This window comes from Microlunatus sp. GCM10028923 (assembly GCF_042666975.1).
Classification (GTDB): Bacteria; Actinomycetota; Actinomycetes; order Propionibacteriales; family Propionibacteriaceae; genus Microlunatus.
Genome location: NZ_JBHTFF010000004.1, coordinates 33,365 through 52,794, shown reverse-complemented (window position 1 = coordinate 52,794; position 19,430 = coordinate 33,365). Strand labels below are relative to the sequence as shown.

18 protein-coding genes are annotated in these 19,430 nt (G+C 70.7%); 13 read left to right on the top strand and 5 right to left on the bottom strand.

Features of this window, described 5'->3' with window-relative positions; genetic code table 11:
• Nucleotides 1–15: 15 nt before the first annotated feature.
• The 4 genes from ACFQU4_RS10435 to ACFQU4_RS10420 all read left to right on the top strand — a co-directional run bounded on the left by ACFQU4_RS10435 (nt 16) and on the right by ACFQU4_RS10420 (nt 3,389).
• On the top strand, nt 16–819 hold the full coding sequence (locus ACFQU4_RS10435; protein WP_377490710.1) for a lysophospholipid acyltransferase family protein: 804 nt from the start codon (nt 16–18) through the stop codon (nt 817–819).
• Nucleotides 820–823: 4 nt separating this feature from the next.
• Complete coding sequence (locus ACFQU4_RS10430; protein WP_377490707.1) at nt 824–1,609, top strand: lysophospholipid acyltransferase family protein; 786 nt, start codon at nt 824–826, stop codon at nt 1,607–1,609.
• Nucleotides 1,610–1,651: 42 nt separating this feature from the next.
• Entirely contained in the window at nt 1,652–2,509 is an 858-nt protein-coding gene (locus tag ACFQU4_RS10425) for a GNAT family N-acetyltransferase (RefSeq protein ID WP_377490704.1), read from the top strand.
• Between the two features lie 91 nt (nt 2,510–2,600).
• Nucleotides 2,601–3,389 (top strand): VOC family protein, encoded by a 789-nt coding sequence (locus tag ACFQU4_RS10420; protein ID WP_377490701.1) that lies wholly within the window; start codon nt 2,601–2,603, stop codon nt 3,387–3,389.
• 3 nt (nt 3,390–3,392) lie between these two features.
• Here the strand turns inward: ACFQU4_RS10420 and ACFQU4_RS10415 are convergent, their stop codons facing one another.
• Complete coding sequence (locus ACFQU4_RS10415) at nt 3,393–4,634, bottom strand: cytochrome P450 (RefSeq protein WP_377490698.1); 1,242 nt, start codon at nt 4,632–4,634, stop codon at nt 3,393–3,395.
• Between the two features lie 44 nt (nt 4,635–4,678).
• On the opposite strand from ACFQU4_RS10415, the gene ACFQU4_RS10410 reads away from it, so the two are divergent.
• Nucleotides 4,679–6,064 (top strand): class II 3-deoxy-7-phosphoheptulonate synthase, encoded by a 1,386-nt coding sequence (locus tag ACFQU4_RS10410; RefSeq protein WP_377490695.1) that lies wholly within the window; start codon nt 4,679–4,681, stop codon nt 6,062–6,064.
• Nucleotides 6,065–6,074: 10 nt separating this feature from the next.
• Nucleotides 6,075–7,115, top strand: coding sequence for a threonine aldolase family protein (locus tag ACFQU4_RS10405; RefSeq protein ID WP_377490692.1), 1,041 nt, complete (start codon nt 6,075–6,077; stop codon nt 7,113–7,115).
• A gap of 86 nt (nt 7,116–7,201) precedes the next feature.
• On the opposite strand, the gene ACFQU4_RS10400 is transcribed toward ACFQU4_RS10405, so the two are convergent.
• Nucleotides 7,202–8,971 carry a SulP family inorganic anion transporter gene (locus tag ACFQU4_RS10400; protein WP_377490689.1) on the bottom strand — a complete coding sequence of 590 codons (1,770 nt, stop codon included), beginning with the start codon at nt 8,969–8,971 and terminating at the stop codon, nt 7,202–7,204.
• Nucleotides 8,972–9,023: 52 nt separating this feature from the next.
• Nucleotides 9,024–10,604, bottom strand: coding sequence for an ABC-F family ATP-binding cassette domain-containing protein (locus ACFQU4_RS10395; protein ID WP_377490686.1), 1,581 nt, complete (start codon nt 10,602–10,604; stop codon nt 9,024–9,026).
• A gap of 179 nt (nt 10,605–10,783) precedes the next feature.
• On the opposite strand from ACFQU4_RS10395, the gene ACFQU4_RS10390 reads away from it, so the two are divergent.
• From ACFQU4_RS10390 to ACFQU4_RS10360, 7 genes are read left to right on the top strand one after another with little or no spacing between them, the layout of a single operon-like run.
• Nucleotides 10,784–12,052, top strand: a complete 1,269-nt coding sequence (locus tag ACFQU4_RS10390) for an ABC transporter substrate-binding protein (protein ID WP_377490683.1) — start codon at nt 10,784–10,786, stop codon at nt 12,050–12,052.
• Nucleotides 12,049–12,987 (top strand): carbohydrate ABC transporter permease, encoded by a 939-nt coding sequence (locus ACFQU4_RS10385; RefSeq protein ID WP_377490680.1) that lies wholly within the window; start codon nt 12,049–12,051, stop codon nt 12,985–12,987. Before ACFQU4_RS10390 ends, ACFQU4_RS10385 begins: the two co-directional genes overlap by 4 nt.
• Nucleotides 12,984–13,841 carry a carbohydrate ABC transporter permease gene (locus ACFQU4_RS10380; protein ID WP_377490677.1) on the top strand — a complete coding sequence of 286 codons (858 nt, stop codon included), beginning with the start codon at nt 12,984–12,986 and terminating at the stop codon, nt 13,839–13,841. Before ACFQU4_RS10385 ends, ACFQU4_RS10380 begins: the two co-directional genes overlap by 4 nt.
• A 2-nt stretch (nt 13,842–13,843) precedes the next feature.
• Nucleotides 13,844–14,860, top strand: a complete 1,017-nt coding sequence (locus tag ACFQU4_RS10375) for a LacI family DNA-binding transcriptional regulator (protein ID WP_377490674.1) — start codon at nt 13,844–13,846, stop codon at nt 14,858–14,860.
• Complete coding sequence (locus ACFQU4_RS10370) at nt 14,857–16,152, top strand: sulfatase (RefSeq protein ID WP_377490671.1); 1,296 nt, start codon at nt 14,857–14,859, stop codon at nt 16,150–16,152. Before ACFQU4_RS10375 ends, ACFQU4_RS10370 begins: the two co-directional genes overlap by 4 nt.
• A gap of 29 nt (nt 16,153–16,181) precedes the next feature.
• Entirely contained in the window at nt 16,182–16,826 is a 645-nt protein-coding gene (locus ACFQU4_RS10365; RefSeq protein WP_377490668.1) for an MBL fold metallo-hydrolase, read from the top strand.
• Nucleotides 16,827–16,839: 13 nt separating this feature from the next.
• On the top strand, nt 16,840–17,487 hold the full coding sequence (locus tag ACFQU4_RS10360; protein ID WP_377490665.1) for an NAD(P)H-binding protein: 648 nt from the start codon (nt 16,840–16,842) through the stop codon (nt 17,485–17,487).
• An 11-nt stretch (nt 17,488–17,498) separates the two neighbouring features.
• Here ACFQU4_RS10360 and ACFQU4_RS10355 read toward each other — a convergent pair whose 3' ends face one another.
• Together ACFQU4_RS10355 and ACFQU4_RS10350 are read right to left on the bottom strand one after the other, a co-directional pair.
• Nucleotides 17,499–17,915 (bottom strand): hypothetical protein, encoded by a 417-nt coding sequence (locus ACFQU4_RS10355; RefSeq protein ID WP_377490662.1) that lies wholly within the window; start codon nt 17,913–17,915, stop codon nt 17,499–17,501.
• Between the two features lie 69 nt (nt 17,916–17,984).
• Nucleotides 17,985–19,286: a hypothetical protein gene (locus tag ACFQU4_RS10350; RefSeq protein WP_377490659.1), complete on the bottom strand. Its 1,302-nt coding sequence runs from the start codon at nt 19,284–19,286 to the stop codon at nt 17,985–17,987.
• Nucleotides 19,287–19,430: the final 144 nt, after the last annotated feature.

Sequence of the window (19,430 nt, the reverse complement as noted above, 5' to 3'; positions counted from 1 at the left end):
TGAAGGAGGCAGCGGTTGTTGTTCTTGGTGCTCAAGTGGCTGGTCGTCCGGCCATTGGTGAAGGTGTTGTTCAAACCGTGGATCGAGGGTGAGGAGAACATCCCGGCGAAGGGCCCGGTCCTGATCGCGAGCAATCACCTGTCGGCCGGCGAGACGTTCCTGATCCCGGCGATGATCCGGCGCTCGATGAGCTTCCCGGCCAAGATGGAGTTGTTCACCGCGACGTCGGTGCCGGGGCGGCTGTTGGGTCTGTTCCTGCGCGGCGTCGGGATCCGGCCGATCGACCGGTCCGGTGGCCGGGTCAGCACCTCCGACATGGACCAGGTGGCCGACATCCTGCGCGAGGGCGGCGTCCTCGGCATCTTTCCCGAGGGCACTCGCTCGCCGGACGGCCGGCTCTACAAGGGCAAGACCGGAGTGGCCCGGCTCGTCCTGCAGACCGGCGCCACGGTCGTCCCCACGGCCACGGTCAACACGCAGCTGGTGCCGACCCGGCTGTTCCGGATCCCGTGGATGCACCGGCCCGGGCTGCGCTTCGGCAAGCCGCTGCGGTTCGATCAGTACGCGGGCGCCGGTAACGACCGGGAGGTGCTGCGCTGGATCACCGACGAGGTGATGAACTCGATCATGGAACTCTCCGGTCAGGAGTACGTCGACGCGTACGCGGCGTCGGTGAAGTCGGCCGAGGAGGAGGGCCGCGAGTTCAACGCGGTGGTCAAGGACCGACCGGGCGCGGGCAACCGGGTGCCGCCAGTGCCGGCCGATCGGCCCGCCGCGCCGCAGGATTCCCCCTCCGGCGACGCCGATCGGGCACGATGAGGTCATGAACGACGAGCTGGTCACCGTCGACCCGCAGCCGCCGGGTGGGCGCCGCAACGCCGGCCGGGGGATCTACTGGGCGCTGAAGAACGTGGTGCTCGGGCCGACCGTGCGCCGGCTGTTCCGGCCGATCGAGGTCGGCGCCGAGAACGTACCGGCGGCGGGGGCGGCCATCGTGGCCAGCAACCACCTCTCGTACGCGGACTGGCTGTTCCTGCCTCTGGCCCTGGACCGGCGGATCACGTTCGTCGCCAAGGCGGACTACTTCACCGGCGCCGGCCTGAAGGGCTGGGCGCAGAAGCGGTTCTTCGCCGGCACCGGTCAGGTGCCGATCGACCGCAGCGGCGGCCGGGCCTCGGAGGGCGCCCTGCGGGCGGGCCTGCGGGTGCTGGAGCGCGGCGAGTTGTTCGGTATCTATCCCGAGGGCACCCGCAGCCACGACGGCCGGCTCTACAAGGGCCGGACCGGGGTGGCCCGGATGGCGTTGCTGGCCGACGTGCCGGTGATCCCGTCCGCCGTGATCGGCACCGATCTGATCGCGCCGCCGGGCAAGATCATCCACAAGGTGATCAGCCCGACCGTCAAGTTCGGCAAGCCGCTCGACTTCTCCCGCTACGCGGGGATGAGCGACGACCGGTTCATCCTGCGCTCGATCACCGACGAGATCATGTACGCGATCATGGAGCTCTCCGGCCAGGAGTACGTCGACCTCTACGCCCCGGCCGCGAAGGAGCTGGCGGCGAAGGAGAAGGCCGCCGACGACGAGGCCGAGACCTCGCCGCAGGCCTGAAATCGGGTCGCGGCCGCGGTCCGTCCGCGGTTGAGTGGGGCCATGCACGAGCACTGGGCGAGCGGGCCCGAAGCCCTGGCCCTCTCCACCGACCTGCTGCGGCGGGCCCGGCTGGCCGATCCCGACGGCGGCGTCTGGGAGGCCGCGGACGTCCAGTGGTGGAGCCGCCGGCCGCGGGCCTCGGACGACGTCCGGCGGCCGTTCTGGCTGGACGACGAGGGTCCGGTGGCGGGCGTGTTGATCACCAGCTGGCGGGCCGACCGCTGGCAGTGCGATCCGATCATGGTCCCGGGGACCGGCGGTCCGGACCCGGGTGTGGTCTGGACCCGAGTCGGTGATCTTGTGGCGACGCACGTCCGCGGGAGCCTCGAACTCACCGTCCGGGAGGACGATCCGACGTTCACCGAACTGATCATGGACTCGGACTTCGTCGCCCAGGGGCGCAGCATGATCGACTGGCTGGCGCCCGGCGACCGGTCGGCGCCCCGGGCCCCGGCGACCGGGTTCACGATCATCGACCGGTCCGGCACCGCGGACTCCCCGCATCCGATGCGCGAACGCAACGGTCCCGAGGTCGCCGAGCGGTTGCGCGCCTGTCCCCTCTACGACCCCGCCCTCGATCTCGCCGTGGTGACCGACGACGGCCGGGTCGCCGGCTACTCGCTCTACTGGTTCGACCCGGTCACCCGGGTCGGTCTGGTCGAGCCGATGCGGGTCGAGGACGAGTTCCAGCGCCGCGGTGTGGCCACCGCCATGCTGCTGGAGGGCGTCGACCGGCTGGCCCGGCGAGGCGCCGAACGGATCAAGGTCTTCGGCCCCGAGTCCGGCCGGACCGTCTATCGCACGGCCGGCTTCCGGCCCGGCCAGACCTTGATCAGCTACGCCGCGTCCGTCGGCTGAGCGGACCGCGCGTCACGCGCGGGATCCGTATCGTGGGTCTCGAGCCGCCCCGTACCGTGGCCCGGTCCCGGGGTGAGACGGGAGGATCGCCATGACCGTACGGATTCGCGCAATCACGTTCGACGGTCCGGACGCGCAGGGCCTCGCCTCGTTCTACGCCGAGGTGATGGCGATGCCGACGAGGTTCGTCGACACCGCCGAGCGGGTGGAGATCGGTCATGATCATGGCCGGACCCGGCTGGCCTTCGTGACCGTACCCGATCATCGTCGGCCGACCTGGCCCGATCCCCGCTACCCGCAACAGCTGCATCTCGACCTGCCCGCCTTCGACGACGACCGGGTCAGGGGAAGGGACGACACCGAGCCGGCCTGGTTCTCACCGCTGTGGCACGAGCGCGTGATCGACCTCGGCGCGACACGGCTGCCCCATCGTGGCGGTGGTTGTCCGGTCTATGCCGACCCGGCCGGGCACCCGTTCTGCCTGTGCGCCGCGCCACGAGCCAGGACCGACGCCCCGGTCGAACCTCACGCCGTCATCGACTGCTTCGTCTCCGCACCCGCCCTGGCGACGTTCTACGCCGAACTGCTCCAGTTGCACGACCGGGTCGAGGATTCGCCCGGCTGGGTGATCATCAGGAGCGGCGACGGCCGGCCGCCGGGGCTGTCCTTCGCGGCAGCCGCCGGGAACGCGCCGCGCTGGCAGGACCCGGAACGGCCGCGCCAGGCGTACCTGGAACTCGAAGCCGATGATCATCGAGCCGCCGAGCAGCTGGCGCTGAGCCTGGGGGCGACCCGACTCACGCCCCGCTCATCGGACCGGATCCTCTTCGCGGACCCGGAGGGGCACCCGTTCTCCTTGGCGGCGTCGGGTCGACCTTGATCATCAGGCTCGGGCGAGGACCGGGTAGCCGACGACGGGGAAGCTGGACATGCCGCGGATCAGGCTGCCGGGGCGGCGCCGGCCGGGTTTGATCATGGCCAGGTTGCCGAACCGCTGGGTGAGTTCCTGGATCGCGATCCGGGCTTCCAGCTTGGCGAGCGGCGCGCCGACGCAGTAGTGGATGCCGCTGGAGAAGCCGAGATGATCGTTCGCGTTGGCGCGGTCCAGGTCGAACCGGGCCGGCCGGTCGAACACCTTCGGGTCCCGGTTGGCGCCGCCGAGCAGGGTCACCACGTACTCGCCCTTCCGGACGATCCGGCCGGCGATCTCGACGTCGTCCAGCGCCATCCGGCCGGTCCGTTGCACCGGGGCGTCGTAGCGCAGGGTCTCCTCGATGGCGGCCGTCGCAAGGTCGGGGTCGGCGGCCACCCGGTGCCAGGCCTCGGGGTGCCGGAGCAGGGCCAGGGACGTGTTGCCGATCAGGTTGACCGTCGTCTCGAAGCCGGCGATCAGCAGCAGGGTGCACAGCGGCACCATCTCCTCCGGCCGGACCTTGTCGCCCTCCGCGGCCACCAGCCGGCTGATCACGTCGTCGCCGGGCTCGCTCCGCTTCAGGTCGAACAGCCGGGTGAAGATCCGTTGCAGCTGCTTCCGCGCGTCCAGCAGTTGCGACGCGTGCTGGAGCGACTGCAGGCCGCCGAGCGCGCTGCCGAAGACGGTCCCGTACCGGGAGAACTCCTCGGCGTCGGCGTCCGGGATGCCGAGCAACTCGCTGATCACCGCGATCGGCATCGGCGCGGCGAAGTCGGTGACCAGGTCGAACGGCCGGCCGGTCGGCACCCGGTCCAGCAGGTCCCGGACCACCGACGTGATCGTCGCGTCGAAGCCGGCGATCGTACGCGGGCTGAAGGACGGCGCCGCCAACCGGCGCAGCCGGGTGTGGTCCGGCGGGTTCATCTCCAGGAACGACAGCTCGGCGGTGTCGTCGACCACCCGGCCGCCGACGCCGAACCGGCGGTCCCGCAGGACCTGGTCGCAGATCGCGTGGTCGGCGGTCGTGAACACGCCGAGCCGGGACAGGGTCAGCGGCCCTGCTGCCCGTACCTGCTCGTAGAGGGGGTACGGGTCGATCCGGCCCTCGTCCAGGTGCAGCCGGGACAGCGGGTCGCCGCGCAGCCGGCCGTTGATCAGGATCGTCGCGCGTTCCCGGAGGAACTCCCGGACAAAGGCCGCCTGTCCTGCCATGGTCGCCGTCCTTCCCTCCGTGCTGGACCGTCTACAGTAGCCCCGTGTCCGTAACCCTCCCGACGCTCGACTCCCTGCATGCCCTGAAGCCGCTGCAACAGCCGAGCTATCCCGATGCGGAGCAGGTCGCCGAGGTCGTCGCCCGGCTGCGTGCGCTGCCGCCGCTGGTGTTCGCCGGCGAATGCGACGAACTGCGTGCGAAGCTGGCCAGCGTCGCGGCCGGCGAGGCGTTCCTGCTGCAGGGCGGGGACTGCGCCGAGACGTTCGCCGGGGTCACCGCGGGCAACATCCAGGGCAAGCTGCGCACGCTGCTGTCGATGGCCGTCGTGCTGACGTACGCGGCGCAGGTGCCGATCGTCAAGGTCGGCCGGATGGCCGGTCAGTACACCAAGCCGCGCAGCTCCGACACCGAGACCCGGGACGGCGTGACGCTGCCCGCCTACCGCGGCGACTCGGTCAACGGCTTCGCGTTCACGCCCGAGTCCCGGGTGCACGACCCGCGCCGGCTGCTGGACACCTACAACGCCTCCGCCGCGACGCTGAACCTGACCCGCGCGTTCGTCACCGGCGGCTTCGCGCACCTGCGCAGCGTGCACAGCTGGAACGCGAACTTCGTCAAGACCTCGGCCGCCGGCGTGCGCTACCAGAACCTGGCCGACGAGATCGACCGGGCGCTCGCCTTCATGGTGGCCTGCGGCATCGACGACGAGGAGTTCCGGACCGTCGACTTCTACTCCAGCCATGAGGCCCTGAGCCTGGAGTACGAGCACGCGCTGACCCGGATCGACTCCCGTACCCAGGACCCGTACGGCGTCTCCGGGCACTTCCTCTGGATCGGGGAGCGGACCCGGCAGCTGGACGGCGCCCATGTCGAGCTGCTGCGGCACGTCCGCAACCCGCTCGGCGTCAAGCTCGGCCCGACCACGACCGCCGATGTGGCGCTGCAGCTGGCCGACAAGCTCGATCCCGAGCAGCAGCCGGGCCGGATCACGTTCATCACCCGGATGGGGGCGGGCAAGATCAGGGACCTGCTGCCGGACGTGGTGGAGAAGGTGACCGCCAGCGGCCGCCAGGTGGCCTGGGTCTGCGACCCGATGCACGGCAACACGTTCGAGTCGGCCAACGGGTACAAGACCCGGGCGTTCGCCGACGTGATCGACGAGCTGAACGGGTTCTTCGACGTCCACGAGGAGCTCGGCACCTGGCCGGGCGGCGTGCACGTCGAGTTGACCGGCGACGACGTCACCGAGTGCCTGGGCGGCGGTGACGACCTGGTCGAGGCCGACCTGGCCAACCGGTACGAGACGCTGTGCGACCCGCGGCTGAACCGGAACCAGTCGCTGGAGCTGGCCTTCCTGGTCGCCGAGCGGCTGACCACCGGCCGGATCAAGCGGCCGAACCCGGTGCAGGCGTTCCAAGCCGACGAGTGACGCCCGGACCATGATCGTTGATCTTCGTTCGGACACGCTGACCCGGCCGACCGAGGCGATGCGGCAGGCCATGATCATGGCCGAGGTCGGCGACGACGTGTACGGCGAGGACCCGACCGTGACCGCGCTGGAGCGGCGGGTCGCCGACCTGCTCGGCCACGAGGCCGGCCTGTTCTGCGCGACCGGTTCGCTGGCCAACCTGCTCGGCGTTCGGCTGCTGGTCGAGCCCGGCCAGGAGGTCGTCTGCGACGTCGAGGCGCACATCGCCCGGGCCGAGATGGGTGCCCATGCGGCGCTCGGTGGGCTGACCATGCGGACGTTCCCGTCGGACCGCGGCCGGATCGACGTGGCCGAGGTGGCCAAGATCATCTCGCCGGCCGCCGGTCCCTACCTGGTCTCCACCGCGGCCGTTGCGGTGGAGAACACGCACAACTTCGGCGGCGGTACGGTCCAGAGCCTTGATCAACTCCGGGCCGTCTCGGAGCTCTGTCGTGATCATGGACTCGGCTTCCACCTGGACGGCGCCCGGCTGTGGAACGCGCACGTGGCGACCGGGACCCCCTTGATCGACTACGGCCGGCTGTTCGACACGGTGAGCGTCTGTTTCTCCAAGGGGCTGGGCGCTCCGGTCGGCTCGGTGCTGGTGGCCGACGCGGATCGGATCGGGCGGGCCCGGGTGCTGCGCAAGCGCCTCGGCGCCGGCTGGCGGCAGGCCGGGATCCTCGCCGCCGGCGCCCTGCACGCCCTTGATCACCACGTGGACCGGCTCGCGGATGATCATGCCGCGGCGCGCGCGTTCGCCGAGGCGGTGGCTGAGAACGTACCGGCGGCTGTGGATCCGGCCGGCGTCGAGACCAACATCGTGATCATCGACACCGGCGACCGGCCGGCCGGCCCGATCGCCGCCGCGGCCGCCGACCAGGGCGTCCGGGTGTCCGCGCTGGGCGCCCGGATGCTGCGTGCCGTCACCCATCTCGACGTCGACGCCGCTTCCTGCGCCGCCGCCGGCAAGATCATCGGCACCCTGCTGACCCGCCACACCGCGCCCTGAGCCTGTCGAAGGGGCCGAGCCAGATCGTGCCTGCCCTTCGACAAGCTCAGGGAACGTAGTGGTCGTCAGGTCCGGACGTGGCCCGGTCAGCCCGGTGCGCCGTCGGCGTCCCGGGCGTCGTCGTCCTCGGGACCGTCACCGTCCCACTTCGTGCCCTTGAGGTCTCCGCGGAGGGTTCCGGTGATCTCGTCGACGGCGGTACCCACGGTGGGCGCGAAGCGGTCGGGGGTGAACCGGTCGGTCACGCCGTAGCTGCGCAGGGTGTCGACGACCGGGTCCTTCATCTCGGCGAGCACCAGGCGGATTCCCTGCGAGGCCAGGTATTTGTCGAGCTCGACGAGTTGCTCGACCGCGGTGGTGTCGATCCCGGTGATCGGCTCGGCGGCGAGGATCACCGTATGGACGCCGGGACCTGCCGCGGTCACCCGGGAGCGCACGAAGTCGTCGAAGATCCCGCCGTTGGCGAAGAACAACGGCGCATCGAAGCGCACGATCACGATGCCGGGCAGGCGTTCGCCCTCGGGATAGCGGGAGAGGTCGTGGTACCCCCGGAGCCCGGCCACCCGGCCCAGTTCCGCGCGGTAGGGCCGCCAGGACTGGTTGACGAACGCGAGCAGCGAGAGCGCGATCGTGACCGCGATTCCCTGCAGCACGCCGACGACGAGCACGCCGAGGAACGCCGCCACCGAGAGCAGGGCGTCGAGCCGGTTCATCCGGACCAGCCGGACGAACCCACGGACGTCGATCAGGCGCGCCGCGGCGGTGACCACGATCGCTCCGAGTGCGGCCTCGGGCAGGAAGGCCGTGACGCCCGGCGCGAGCATCATGAAGGCCACGATCAGCAGCGCACCCACCACGCCCGTCAGCTGGGTCCGGGACCCGGCCGCCTCGGCGACCGGCGTCCGCGTGGACGAGGCGGAGACCGGGAACCCGCCGAGGACGCCGGCGCCGAGGTTGGCCGCGCCGATCGCCGCCATCTCGCTGCTGCCGCTGACCGACTCGCCGCGACGTGCGGCGAGCGTCCGGGACAGGACGGTGCTGTCGGCGAACGCGACCAGCGCGATTCCGGCGGCCGGCAGCGCGAGCGCCGTGACGTCGGCCCAGGCGAGGGAGCCGAGCGCCGGCGCCGGGAGTCCCCGCGGCAGGGCGCCGACCACGGCCAGGTCGTCGGCGAGGCCGAACACCCAGGTGGCCAGGGTGGCCGCGACCACGGCGACCAGAATGCCCGGCACCGGGGACCGCAGCCAGGTGAGGACCAGGATCACGGCGAGGGAGCCCGCACCGAACAGGACCGCGAGCGGGCTCACCTGGCCGCCCGCGATGCCCCGCACGATGTCGGTGACCTGGCCGAACGGCGACCCGGCGTCGATCCCGAATCCCAGCAGTTTCGGCACCTGCGAGATGATCACGAGCAGGGCCACCGCGTTGAGGTACCCCATCCGGATCGGCTTCGACAGCAGGTCGGTCACGAAGCCGAGGCGGAGGACGCCGCCGAGGAGGAGCACCACGCCGACCATGACGGCGAGCAGGCCCGCGAGCGTGACGGCGCGCTGCTCATCGCCCAGTGCCAGCGGCAGGATGGCTGCCGCGATGATCGGCGCGAGGGCCGAGTCCGGGCCGAGGACGAGGATGCGTGACGGGCCGAGCAGGGCGTACACCAGGAGCGGGATGACGGTCGCGTACAGGCCGGTCTCGGGCGGCAGGCCGGCGACCTGGGCGTAGCCCATGCCGGCCGGGATCAGCAGCGCGGTGACGACCAGGCCCGCACGCAGGTCGGGCAGCAGCCAGGCACGGCGGTAGCGCAGGGCGGTCTCGATCCCCGGCGGCACCCACCTCCGCTTCGGTCTGCTCGTCATCTGCGGCTCCTCGCGTCCATGATGGCCCGCGGGCGCCGGTTCGGCCGGAGAATCAGGTCCAGACGGGCTCGGCGGTCTCGGCCACCCGCTCGTCGGCGCTGAAGGTGACGAAGCGGTCGAAGCCGCGGACGAACCAGCGGTCGTGGGTGACCGCGAGTACGGTGCCGTCGAACTCGTCCAGCGCCGCCTGCAAAGCGTCGGCCGAGGCGACGTCGAGGTTGTCGGTCGGCTCGTCCAGCAGCAGCATCGTCGCGCCGGACAGTTCGAGCAGCAGGATCTGGAACCGCGCCTGTTGGCCGCCGGACAGGGTGTCGAAGGACTGCTCCCGGGCCGCGACGAGCTCGTACCGATTGAGCACCCGGGCCGCCTCCTCGGACCGCAGCGAGCAGTCGGTCCAGAGGATGTCGAGCAGGGTCCGGCCGGCCAGCTCCGGGTGTTCGTGGGTCTGCGAGAAGTGCCCGGGGACGACCCGCGCGCCGAGCTTCCAGGACCCGGCGTTGGCCACCGCATCCGGCTCCGGCCAGCCCGCCAACAGCCGCATGAAGTGGCTCTTGCCGGTCCCGTTGCCGCCCAGTACCGCGACCCGCTCGCCGTAGAACACCTCGAGGTCGAACGGGTCGGTCAGGCCGGTCAGCGACAGCCCGGTGCAGGTCAGCGCGCGCACGCCGGTCCGGCCGCCGGGCAGCCGCATCCGCAGGCTCTGCTGCCGCGGCGGCTCGGGCGGCCGGACCGCCTCGTGCCGGCGCAGCCTCGTCACCGCGGCCTGGACCTTCGGCGACTTGGCCAGTCGCAGCGTCTGGACGAGTTCGGCCAGCCGGTCCCGCTGCTCCTCCCACCGACGGCCCAGCTCGGCGTACCGCTCGTGCCGGTCGACCCGCGCCTGGTGGTAGGTGGCGAAGCCGCCGCCGTGGGTCCAGGCGGTGTTGCCGGCCGGGCCGCCTTCCAGGGTGACGATCTGGGCGGCCGTGTTGGCCAGCAGTTCGCGGTCGTGGCTGACGTACAAGATCGTTTTGGGGGTCTCGTTGAGCTGCTCCTCGAGCCAGCGTTTGGTCGGTACGTCGAGGTAGTTGTCCGGCTCGTCCAGCACCAGGACTTGATCTTGGTTGCGCAGCAGCACCCGCAGCACCAGCCGCTTCTGCTCGCCGCCGGACAGGGTGCCCAGTTCGCGATACTTGGCCCGGTCGTAGGGGACGCCGAACGCCTCCGTACAGCAGATGTCCCAGAGCACCTCGGCCTGGTAGCCGCCGGCGTCGGACCACTCCGCGAGCGCCGTCGCATAGCCGAGCTGGGTGGCCTCGTCGTCGCGCTCCATGGCGGCCAGCTCGGCCAGGTCCACGGCCCGCGCGGCCGCCCGCAGCCGGGGCGCTGCCACCGACAACAGCAGCTCCCGTACGGTCTCGGTGCCCGACCCCACGAACTGCCGCATCACGCCGAGCCCGCCGCTGGTCGTGACCGAGCCCGCATCGGGCTCGAGGTCGCCGGCGATGATCCGGAGCAGGGTCGTCTTGCCGCAGCCGTTCGCCCCGACCAGCGCCACGTTGGCCCCGTCGCCGACCCGGAAGCCGACCTCGGCGAGCAGCCGCCGCCCGTCGGGGAGCCGGTAGTCGACACCCGACACCTCGACATGGCCCATGGCGGGACAGTCTTCCGGGCGGCCCGGTCGCGGGGCGAGCCGTTTTCCATGGTGACGTTTCCAGACTCATCGCGAAGCTGCGATCTATTCTCATGCCTGCAAGGAGAGTCTTGTGGTGAGAACGTTTCCACCTTAAGTTGGGGCGCACCGCATCGTTGAGGGATCGAAGGGGATCTGACATGAGACTTGGCGCACTCCTGGCCGGCGCAACCCTGGTGTTGACCGCGGCCCTGTCGGCCTGCGGGGGCACCGGTACGGCCGACGGACCGGTGACGCTGACCTTCCGCCAGTTCGACCCGCCGGCCGAGACGGCCGGCCTGCAGGCGGCGGTGCAGGCCTGGAACGAGAAGCACCCCGAGACCCAGGTGAAGCTGGAGACGTTGTCCGGGCCGGACAGCGCCCAGCAGTTCGCCCGCGAGGCCAACTCTGGCTCCGGCCCGGACGTCATCCAGATCGCCAACGTCAACGTGAAGGACCTGGCCAAGCCCAAGATCCTGCGCCCGCTGGACGAACTGGCCGGCAAGGCGGCGCCGGAGACCCCGGTCGAGGACTACCTGGCGCTCGACCTGGCCCGGTTCGAGGACAAGACCTGGGCGCTGCCGTGGACCGTCGACACGTTCGCGCTGGCGTACCGGCCGGACCTGCTCGCCGACGCCGGGCTGAAGCCGCCGACCAGCTGGGAGCAGCTCGCCGACCAGGCGAAGCAGCTCTCCGACGTGAAGGCGAAGCGGTCCGGTTTCTGCCTGCCCGGGGCCAGCGGGCCGGACTCCGGCCAGTGGTTCGCGATCAACTACTTCCTCTGGTCGCACGGCGCGACTTTGATCAAGGACGAGGGCGGCAGCTGGCAGGTCGGCGCGACCGCCGAGCAGCTGCAGCAGGCGATCGACTGGTTCAACGCGCTGTTCACCGACGGCGGCACCGCCAAGTCCATGATCGCGGTCGCCTCGCTGACCGACCCGCAGATCGTCGAGGGCCTCGGCCGGGGCACCTGCGCGATGACCCTGATGGCGCCGCAGACCTTCCGCAAGGCCAAGGAACTGGACCCGTCGCTGCGTACGGCTCCGATGCCGGAGGGCCTGACCGACGGCAACAGCCACCTCGGCGGGCGGATGCTCGGCATCAACGCGTCCAGTGATCATCCCGAGCAGGCCTGGGAGTTCATCCGCTACCTCAACAGCGCCGAGGCGTTCACCAAGATCGACCAGTACCCGGCGGCCACCAGCGTGCTGTCCTCGATGAAGGTGCCCGAGGGCGAGGAGGGCTACCAGGAGCAACTGCCGCACGCCGAGACCTTCGGCCGCTACATCGCCGGGCCGGTGCCGGTCACGACCATCACCAAGATCACCAACGCGCAGTTCGGCGCCGTCTACTCCGGCCAGACCGACAGCCGGGCCGCAGCCGAGTCGATCATCGCCCAGCTCCAGGCCGAGCTGGCTGCCGGGCGGTGACCGTCGCATCAGGGAGCGTCCGGGTGCCGGTGCGCCGCCGGCCCTGGACGACCCGGCTCACCCCGTACGGGCTGGTGGCTCCCGGAATGATCATGCTGCTCCTGCTGTTCGGCGTTCCGGCCGGCTACAACGTGTGGCTGTCGCTGCACGAGGTGACGCCGTACGACGCGCTGGGCGACGGCCCGTTCGTGGCGCTGGGCAACTTCGCGGCCGTGCTGGCCGACCCGCAGACGCCGCTCAGCCTGGGCAACACCGTGCTCTGGCTGACCCTGCTCACCGTTGCGCTGCGGCTGGTCTTCGGGCTCGGCATCGCGCTGCTGCTGAACGCGCCGGTGCTGCGCCGGCTGCGACTGCTCGGCGTCTGCCGCACCCTGGTGCTGATCCCGTGGATGATCCCGCCCACCGTCGCGGTGGCGGCCTGGCGCTGGCTGTTGGACGGGCAGTCCGGGTTGATCAACCAGCTGCTGCTGCGCTGGGGGCTGATCGAGCAGGGCATCCCGTTCCTCGCCCAGACCAGCACGGTCTGGTGGTGCCTGACCGCGATCATCACCTGGCGCGAGCTGCCGTTCGTGATCATCGTGCTGATGGCCGGGCTGCAGGCCATCCCGGGGGAGCAGTACGAGGCGGCCGCGATCGACGGCGCCGGCGCCGGGCGGTCGTTGCTGCACGTCACGCTGCCGAACCTGCGGCCGGTGATCGGAGTGGTCGGCCTGATGATCACCATCGGCGCCTTCAACAACTTCGTCTACGTCTGGCTGACCACCGGCGGCGGACCGGGCACGTACACCCAGGTGCTGGCCACCCAGCTCTACACGTACGCCTTCGTCGACAACGATCTCGGCCGCGGCGCCGCGATCGGGCTGATCATGTCCCTCTGCATGGTGATCTTCGCGCTGATCTACCTGTTCCTGCTGCAGCGCCGGGAGCGGTCATGAGTGTCGCCGTGCCGGCCCGGCGCCGGTCCCGGGTCATCCGGCCGTCCGAGATCGTGGTGCTGGTGGCGGTCGCCGTGGTGCTGTTGATCATGGTCTTCCCGTTCGCCTGGATGCTGCTGACCTCGCTGCGGCCGGCGGCGGAGATGTTCGACCTGCGGCAGCTGCTGCCGTCCCGGCTGACCCTCGACTCGTACGGTCGGCTGTTCGCCGACTCGACGTTCGGCCGGTTCCTGATCAACAGCCTGCTGGTCGCGACAGTGGCCATGATCGCGTCCGTCGTGCTGTCCTGCCTGACCGGCTACGCCTTCTCGCGGTTCGAGTTCCGCGGCAAGCGGGTGCTGATGGTGCTGGTGATCGCCGTGCACCTGTTCCCGTTCGTCATCCTGATCACGCCGCTCTACCTGTTCTTCTCCGAGCTGCGGCTGCTGAACACCTACCAGGGCTTGATCATCGCCTACGTCGCGATCACCCTGCCGTTCGCGACGTACCTGATGATGGGCTACTTCGAGACCGTACCGAAGGGTCTGGACGAGGCGGCCCGGATCGACGGCTGCTCCACCCTGTCGGTGCTGTTCCGGGTGGTCTTCCCGGTGGCCTGGCCCGGTGTCGCGACGGTCGCGATCAACACGTTCATCGTGGCCTGGGAGGAGTACCTGTTCGCCAAGGTGCTGATGACCGACGAGACGCTGAAAACGGTCCAGGTCGGCCTGTCCAACTTCTTCGGCGAGTTCACGACCCAGTGGGATCTGGTCATGTGTGCCTCCGTAGTCGCCTCCGTGCCGACTATCGTGCTCTTCGCGATCGCCCAGCGCCGGCTCGTCTCGGGCCTCGCGGTCGGTGGCGTGAAGGAGTGAGCGTGAGCAAGGGAATGCGGGGGCGACCGCCGACGATCCGCGACGTGGCGGCCCGGGCCCGGGTCAGCATGTCGACCGTGTCGCGGGTGCTCAACGATTCGGGGCCCGCCTCGCCGGACGCCCGGGAACGGGTGCTGAGGGCGGTCGACGAACTCGACTTCGTGACCAGTGCCTCGGCGCGGACGGTCCGGCCGGACGTGCGGTCGATGACCTGGGGCCTGCTGGTCGACGACGTCGACTCGCACTACTTCGCCCGGATCGTGGTCGAACTGGACCGGGCCGCCCAGGAGCACGGCAGCACGCTGCTGGTCGCGGTCACCCAGAAGGCCTGGGCGCGGGAGAAACACCTGGTCAAGGAGATGACCAGCCGCCGGGTGGACGGCCTGATCGTGGTCCCGGCCAACGGCGACGAGTACGGCGAGCGGCAGCGCCAGACCGGGGTCCCGCGGGTCTATCTGGACCGGTTCCCGGGCGGCGGGATCACCGCCGACGTGGTCACGTTCGACTACTACCGGGCGGTGGCGGACCAGGTCGAGGAGCTGTGGCGGCGCGGCCATCGGCGGATCGCCTTCGTCGGCGGCGAGATCGAGACCGACCCCGGGACCCGTCGCTACGCCGCCTGGAACGACGGGCTGCACCAGCACGGACTGCCGGTCGAGACCAGGCTGGTCAGCGTCGGGCACGGCGCGGCGGCGACCGCGCGCCGGGCCACCGAGGACCTGCTGCGCGCCGCCGACCCGCCGACCGCGATCGTCACCACCACCGGACTGCTGCTGCTCGGCGTGCTCGAGGCCGTGGCCGGGGCCGGCGCGACGGTGGAGGTGGCCGCGTCGGAGGACATCGACGCGGCGTTCCTGTCGCCGGTCCCGCTGCGCCTGGTCCAGGCCGACATCGACCGACTGGCGCACGAGGCGGTCGAACTGCTGGTCGCCCGGATCGAGGGGGCGGACGGCCCGCCGCAGACCCGGATGCTGCCCGTCGGGCACATCCGTCACGGATATCAGGAGGAGCAGGAGTGAGCGGACCGAACGTCGTGATCATCTACACCGATGATCTTGGTTGGGGCGACCTCGGCTGCTACGGCAGTACGGACGTCGAGACGCCGCACCTGGACGCGCTGGCCGAGCGCGGCGTCCGGTTCACCCAGTGGTACTCGAACTCCCCGGTCTGTTCGCCGTCCCGGGCCTCGCTGCTGACCGGCCGCCATCCGGCGCACGCGGGGGTCGAGTCGATCCTGGGCGCGGCGCGGACGGTGACCGGGCTGCCGGACCAGCCGACGCTGGCGTCGCGGCTCGGCGAACTCGGCTGGACCACGGCGATCTTCGGCAAGTGGCACCTCGGCGTCGAACCCGGTTCGGCACCGCAGCGGCGCGGGTTCGGCCGCCACCTCGGCTTCCGCGCGGGGTGCGTGGACTACTACTCGCACATCATGTACTGGGGCAACCGGCACCCGCTGCACGATCTCTGGGACGACGACACCGAGATCTGGCGCAACGGCGAATACCTGACCGACGTGATCACCGACGAGGCGGTCGACTTCCTCACCGCGGTCCGGGATCCCTTCTTCTGTTACGTCTCGTACAACGCGCCGCACTACCCGATGCACGCGCCGGCGGACGCGATGGACCGGTTCGCCCACCTGCCCTGGGAACGGCAGGTGATGGCGGCCATGATCAGCCGGGTCGACGACGGGGTGGGCCGGATCGTCGAGACGCTGCGCCGGACCGGGCGGCTGGACGACACGATCATCGTCTTCTCCTCCGACAACGGGCCGTCGGCGGAGGAGCGGAACTGGCTCGGCGGCGAGGAGATCGCCTATCCGGGCGGGTCGGCCGGCGGGCTGCGCGGGCACAAGGGATCCCTGTTCGAGGGCGGGATCCGGGTGCCGGGGATCTGGTCCTGGCCGGCCGGGTTGCCGCAGGGCGTGCAGTGCGACGAGCCGGCGATGATGATGGACGTGCTGCCCACCGTGCTGGCCGCTGCCGGCTCCCCGGTCGACGACGTGGACGGTGTTGATCTTGGTCCGCTGCTCCGGGACGGCGGGGCGGGGGAGCGGACCCTGTGCTGGGCGTACGAGAGCCAGCTGGCGGTCCGGCGGGGCCGCTGGAAGCTGGTGATCGATCCGAGCGAGCGGCTCGGCACCCCGTCCGTACCGGGGCGGCTGCTGTTCGATCTGGAGGCCGATCCGGCGGAGCGGCAGGACCGTTCCGGCGACCGGCCGGAGGTGCTGGCCGAGCTGTCGGCCGCGGCCGCGGACTGGTCGGCCGACCTTGATCGCTGGCGGGCGGGGGCGGCCGACCCGACCGGCTGAAGCCGGTCCGGTGGCGTACCGTGGCGATCATGAAGATCAGTCACCTTGGGCACGCGGCCGTCCTGGTCGAGACCGAACGGACCCGGATCCTGATCGACCCGGGCAACTTCGAGCCGGCCTGGCACGGCCTGACCGATCTGGACGCGGTGCTGGTCAGCCACGTCCATCCCGATCATCTCGATCCGGCCGCCGCGGCGGACCTGCTGGCCGCCAACCCCGGCGCCGCGGTGCACGTCGAGCCCTCGATCACGGAGGCCGGGCTGCCGTTCGCCGACCGGCTGACGGCGGCACCGGTCGGCACGACGCTGACGATCGGCGAGGTCACGGTGGAGACGGTCGGCGGTCAGCACGCCGAGATCCACCGGGACATCCCGCGGATCGGCAACATCGGGCTGGTGCTGCGCGCCGAGGGCGAGCCGACGCTGTTCCACCCCGGCGACTCGTACGCGACGGCACCGGAGGGCATCGACGTGCTCGCGATGCCGGCCTACGGGCCCTGGGCGGCGATGAAGGAGACCGTCGACTTCGTCCGCGCGGTCGGTGCGGCGCACGCGTTCCCGATCCACGACGAGCTGCTCAACGACCGGGGTCGCGGGCTGATCGCCGGCCGGATCGCCGACATGACCGAGACCGCGGTCACCGATCTTCGGGATCACCAGCCACACACATTCTGAGCGGGAGGACACCATGCGGATCGTCATCGCCGGCGGGCACGGCAAGATCGCCCTGATCATGATCGAAAGACTGGCTGCGGCGGGTCACGAGGCCGTCGGGATCATCCGGAATCCCGATCACGCCGCCGAGCTGGTCGCGCTGGGCGGCATCCCACTGGTGCTGGACCTGGAGGCGATCGGGGCGGAGGAACTGGCCCGCGACCTGGCCGGTGCCGATGCGGTGGTCTTTGCGGCCGGCGCCGGTCCGGGCAGTGGTGCGGCGCGCAAGCTGACCGTCGACCGGGATGGTGCGATCTTGCTGGCCGAGGCGGCCGAGCGGGCCGGGATCCGCCGGTACGTGATGATCTCGGCGCACCGTACCGACGACTTCGACGCCGATTCCGACGACGTCTTCCAGGTCTATCTGCGGGCCAAGAGCGAGGCGGACGCCGACCTGCGCGGCCGGGACCTGGACTGGACCGTGATCAGGCCCGGCGGGCTGACCGACGAACCGGGCGCCGGACTGGTCACGCTGGGCGAGCAGACCGAGCGCGGCCAGGTGCCGCGGGCCGACGTCGCGGCCGTGATCATCGAGGTGTTGATCACGGGCCACGGCGTCCGGCGCCAGCTGGAGTTGATCACCGGGCTGACGCCGGTCGCCGAGGCCGTTGCTGCGTTCTGATCAGGCCTTGATCAGGCGGCTTCCTTTGCGCATTCCCCGGAGACCTTGCCGAACGCCGTCGTGTCGCTCACGTCCATCTTGGTCGGTTCGCCGTCCTTGAACGCCGTCATCGTCTTCGGCTTCGCCTGGTCATACATCGCGTCGACGATGCAGCTGGCGACCTTCTCCGCCTTGTCCTTCGGCAGGCCGTTCGACTCCCAGTACTTCGCGAAGCCGGCAACGACCTCCTCCTTGGCCGGCTTGCCGCCGGTCTCGCTGCCGCCGCTGCTGTCGCTCGGCGCGGAGCTGCTTCCCTGGGCCTGGCTGGACGGCTGCGCCTCGGGCGCGGGCGCGTCGCTACCGGTCTGCGCGGCGCCGCCACAGCCGGACAGCAGCAGCGCGGACGCCGCCACGGCGCCGGCCAGGGTGAGGGAAAGCTTGCGGATCATCGAATTCTCCTTGCTCGTCTGGTCGTAGGACCGCGACGGCAACTCCGGCGGGCGATCCGAGGCGCGAGACTAGCGAAGAACCGGGTCAGCCGAGGAACCGGGGCCCGGCGGAGGAGCCGGAACCGGGGGAGCGGTGCCGAGATCGTTCCAGACGAACTCCGGAATCCGGCCCAGGAAGGACGTCATCAGGTCGCCCAGCTGGGAGATCATCGCCGGATCGTGCACGCTCGGATAGGTGATCAACATCCCACGGGTCATGATCAACTGCGGCGGTCGGGCCCAGATCAGGAACTCCATCATCCGCGGGTGCACCACGTCGTGGGCGAACTTCGGATGATCACTGGTGACATCGAACACATTGTTGAACGCCGAACTCTCGAAGTCGATCGAGCCGCTCTTGAACAGCCCGCTGAAGGCGCCGTCCGAGGCGATGGTGAGCGACGGGGTGGTCACCGGCAGGCTGAGCGTCATGATCGGCTGCTCATGCGACCGGGTGTACGTCTCGGTCCGGCTGCCGCCCTTGCCGTCGGAGACCGTACGGGTGTGGGTGGTCTTCCAGTGGTAGACGAAGGCGGTCAGCGGCACAACGCCGCGGGCCGTTCCGGCGATCACGTTGCTGGTGCTCCAGCCGTGGCCCTGGCCAAACGGGTGCAGGCCCTGGAACCGGTCGATCAGCGCGTTGTCCGTGCCGACCAGGGTCCAGTCGGTGCCGTGGAAGCCGAGCCGGGGTTGCTTCGGCTCGATCCGGTACGGGGCGACGGCGGCCGGGTCGATCGCGGCGGCGACCGCGTCCAGCCGGTCCAGGTAGCTGCGCAACTCGTCCGGATCCTTCGGCGCTCCGCTGGAGACCAGGTTGTCGCCGTCGATGCTGAGGTCGATCGCCTGCGGTTCCGCACCCGGAGGTCGGCCGAGGTGGTCGACGGCCTGGACCAGGCCGGGCGTGACCACGGTGCGGGCGTACTGCGGGTCGGCGCCGAGCACCTGGAACGGCGTCCCGAGGTCGACCGGCGGTTCGCCGACGCCGGCCCTGGGCCCGTTCCCGGTCAGGTAGAGCTCGGGCAATGGCAGCGGCAGTTTGACCAGCGCCAGCCGCCGCTCGCCCGTACCGCCGTAGCGGTAGTCGAACACCGCGAACGGCCGGCCGCTCGCCGTGCGACCGGTGATCAACTCGTCGGTCTTGCGGTCGAAGCCGAGGTCGAACGGCGGGTTGGCCAGCGGCAGCACCGGTGCCAGCGACGGCGACGACTCGAAGGTCCAGCCGAGCTCGCGGAGCCGGGCCTTCCAGCGCTGCCGGCGGACGATCAGGATGGTGCCGATCGCGATGCCGATCACCAGCAGCGCGAGCAGGACGACGATCAGCGGTTCGTTCATCCGCAGGCCTGTTCGGTCAGATACACCGCTGTGACGATAGCGAATCCCCCGGCCAGCCTGCGACCGGTGACCGCTTGGAGGATCTTGACCGGATTGGTCGCGCGGACGGTGACCCCGGGAGAGGCCAGGTCATGATTCTTCTAG